The following is a 2835-nucleotide window of genomic DNA, read 5'->3' as shown; positions in this document are numbered from 1 at the left end:
AGGCGATGTAGCCGTCGATCTCACCGGAGAGCAGCGGCGCCGGGTCGTACTGCACGGGCACGACGGTCAGGTCGCTCTCGCTCATGCCGTTGGCTGCGAGGAACGCGTCGAACAGTGCCTTGTTCGAGTCCTGCACGCCGATCTTCTTGCCCTTGAGGTCCGAGGGCTTGGTGATGTTGCCCTTGTCGGCCAGCGAGAGCACCGTGAACGGGTTCTTCTGGTAGGTCGTGCCGATGATCTTCAGCGGCGCGCCCTCCGAGGCGACGACCGAACCGATCGAGACGGCGTCGGAGAGGGCCACATCGGCCTTGCCCGAGAGCAGCTCGCTCGCACCGGTCGAGGGGCCGGGGGTCATGTTGACCTTCGAGAAGCCGGCGGCGGTGAAGTAGCCGTTCGCGTCGGCGAGGAACTCGCCCGAGAACTCCTCGTTCTTGATCCACGACAGCTGCAGGTTCAGCTCGCCGTAGGTGCCGGGGGCGACCGAGGCGGCGCCGGTCGACGTGGGGGCCGTCGTGCTCGACGAGCTCGACGAGCAGGCGGACAGGGCGACGGCCGACACGGCGACCGCCGCAAGGGCGACCGCCGCGCGCAGCGCGCGCTTCGAGGTGCGGATGTTCATATGCTGTGTCTCCAGATGCTGAGTGCGTCGGGTCGGGACTCGTCTCTCACGTACCCGCCGGGTGCTCTGGGAACGACGAGGCAGCGGCGCAAGGGGCGACTCACTCGACGCTAGGCGATGGAGATTTCATCAACATCCGCTCGAATGTTTCCGCGGCGTTACGCGTCGCTTCGAACCGGAGTCGGTGATCAGTGGCGCTCGTGGCCGAGGAGCACCACTGATTCTGCCAGCGCCCGGATGCCCGCGGCGACGTCGGCGGCGCTGACCGCCTCATCGGGATGGTGGCTGATGCCGTCGGGGTTGCGGAGGAACAGCATTCCGACGTCGGTGATCGCCCCGATCGTCATCGCATCGTGACCTGCCCGCGAGAAGATCGTCGCCGGATCGGATGCCCCGGGGGCGCCGGTCGCGCCGATGCCCTCGCGCACGACGTCCTGCAGCAGCGGCGCGCACATGACCGCGGCGGCGTTGTGCACCTCGCGTGAGCGCCATCGCAGGCCGCGGCGACCCATGATGCCGTCGAGCTCGCGGGAGATCTCGTCGAACACGCGGTCGCGTTCGCCGTCGAACTCGCCGCGCAGGTCAAGGGAGAAGTGGGTCTCGCCGGGGACGATGTTGACCGCCCCGGGGAAGGCCTCGAACTGGCCGACCGTGCCGATGATGTGATGCTCGGTGCGGCAGATGCGCTCGATAGCGAGCGCCGCCTCGCTCGCACCGAGCAGGGCGTCACGGCGCATGTCATAGGGAGTTCCGCCCGCGTGCCGGGCCTCGCCCTCGACGACGAGCTGGAAGCGGCGAGCCGACGCGATCGACGACACCACGGCGAGGGCCTCCCCCCGCCGGTCGAGTTCCGGGCCTTGCTCGATGTGCGCCTCGAGGTAGCCCACGAGGCTGTCGGGGCGTCGCGCGGCCTCACCGATGCGTCCGGGGTCGAGTCCGAACTCGAGGAAGGCCTGGCGCAGAGTGGTGCCCGCGGCATCCGTCAGCGCCCACCAGTCGTCGTTCCACAGTCCCGCGACCGCCGACGACCCGAGGAGCGCCTTGCCGAAGCGGGTGCCCTCCTCGTCGCTGAAGGCGACGACCTCGATCGCGAACGGGAACGGCGAGCGCCATGCACTGTCGCTGTCGCCCGCGGGCACGCGCAGCAGACGCACGATCTCGAGGCCCATGAGCACGCCCACGATGCCGTCGTAGCGCCCCGCGTCGGGCACGGTGTCGAGATGCGAGCCGATGAGGAGCGCGGGAGCGTCGGAGATCACCGCGCCCGACGGATCGAGCACATCCAGGCGGCCGAGCTGGTTGCCCGCGGCATCCTGTCGGGTGCGCATGCCGAGCTCGCGCATCCACTCCGCGGCGAGACGGTTCACTCGGGCGTGCTCCGCCGACAGGTAGACGCGCTCGATGCCCTGGTCGGCGGCGCTGACCCGGGCGAGCTCGTCGCAGCGGTTCATGACGCGCCTCGCCGCGGCCGCGATGCGGTCGGGCGAGCCGAGGGACGGCAGCGTCACGCGGGCGCCCCCGCGAACACGTCGCGCGCCGCCTCGACACCGCCGCCCACGGGCACGGCCGCGCCGAAGCGCCGCAGCACGCTCTCGAGCGCCGCGAGGGTGGTGAGCACGGCGTCCTTGCGGGCGTTGTAGCCCATCGTGCCGATGCGCCACACGCGACCGTGCAGCGGACCGAACGACGTGCCGATCTCGATGCCGAAGTCGTCGAGCAGCGCGGCGCGGGCGACGTCTCCCGGAACCCCCTCGGGGATCTCCACCGCGACCACGTTCGCCATCTTGTGGGCGACGTCGCCGAAGACCGTCAGCCCCAGCGCCTCGACGCCGGCGAGCATGGCGTCACCCGCGAGCCGGTGGCGCGCGATGACCGCGTCGCGGCCCTCGCCCAGCAGCACGCGCGCGCACTCGCGGGCGGCGTAGAGCATGCTCGTCGCCTCGGTGTGGTGGTTGAGCCGGCGCGGACCCCAGTAGTCGAGGATCATGCCGAGATCGAAGTAGTTCGAGCGCACGAAATCGGATGCCGCGGCATCCCCCTCCTCGCGGATGCCGGCCTCCACGCGGCTGCGCGAGCGGACCACCTCGACCGCGCGGGGCGACAGCGTGATCGGCGCCGACCCGGACGGACCGCCGAGGCACTTCTGCAGGCCGGCGGTGGCGGCATCCAGCCCCCAGGCATCGGCCTCGAACGGGTTGCCGCCGAGCGACGCGGTC

The 2835-nt window shown here is 70.9% G+C and carries 3 protein-coding genes; all 3 read right to left on the bottom strand.

Features of this window, described 5'->3' with window-relative positions; translation table 11 throughout:
* Positions 1-619, bottom strand: a 619-nt coding sequence (locus ASG00_RS16220; RefSeq protein ID WP_235559031.1) for an ABC transporter substrate-binding protein, incomplete at its 3' end; no start/stop codon positions are given.
* Positions 620-807: 188 nt separating this feature from the next.
* Positions 808-2127: an allantoate amidohydrolase gene (locus ASG00_RS01195; RefSeq protein WP_056206235.1), complete on the bottom strand. Its 1320-nt coding sequence runs from the start codon at positions 2125-2127 to the stop codon at positions 808-810.
* A partial coding sequence (locus ASG00_RS16215; RefSeq protein WP_442922568.1) for a pyridoxal-phosphate-dependent aminotransferase family protein occupies positions 2124-2835 on the bottom strand: 712 nt, incomplete at its 5' end. The genes ASG00_RS16215 and ASG00_RS01195, both read right to left, overlap by 4 nt.

This window comes from Microbacterium sp. Leaf351 (genome assembly GCF_001423825.1).
GTDB lineage: Bacteria > Actinomycetota > Actinomycetes > Actinomycetales > Microbacteriaceae > Microbacterium > Microbacterium ginsengisoli.
The sequence above is the reverse complement of the archived record's forward strand: the minus strand, read 5'-3'. Positions and strand labels throughout refer to the sequence as shown.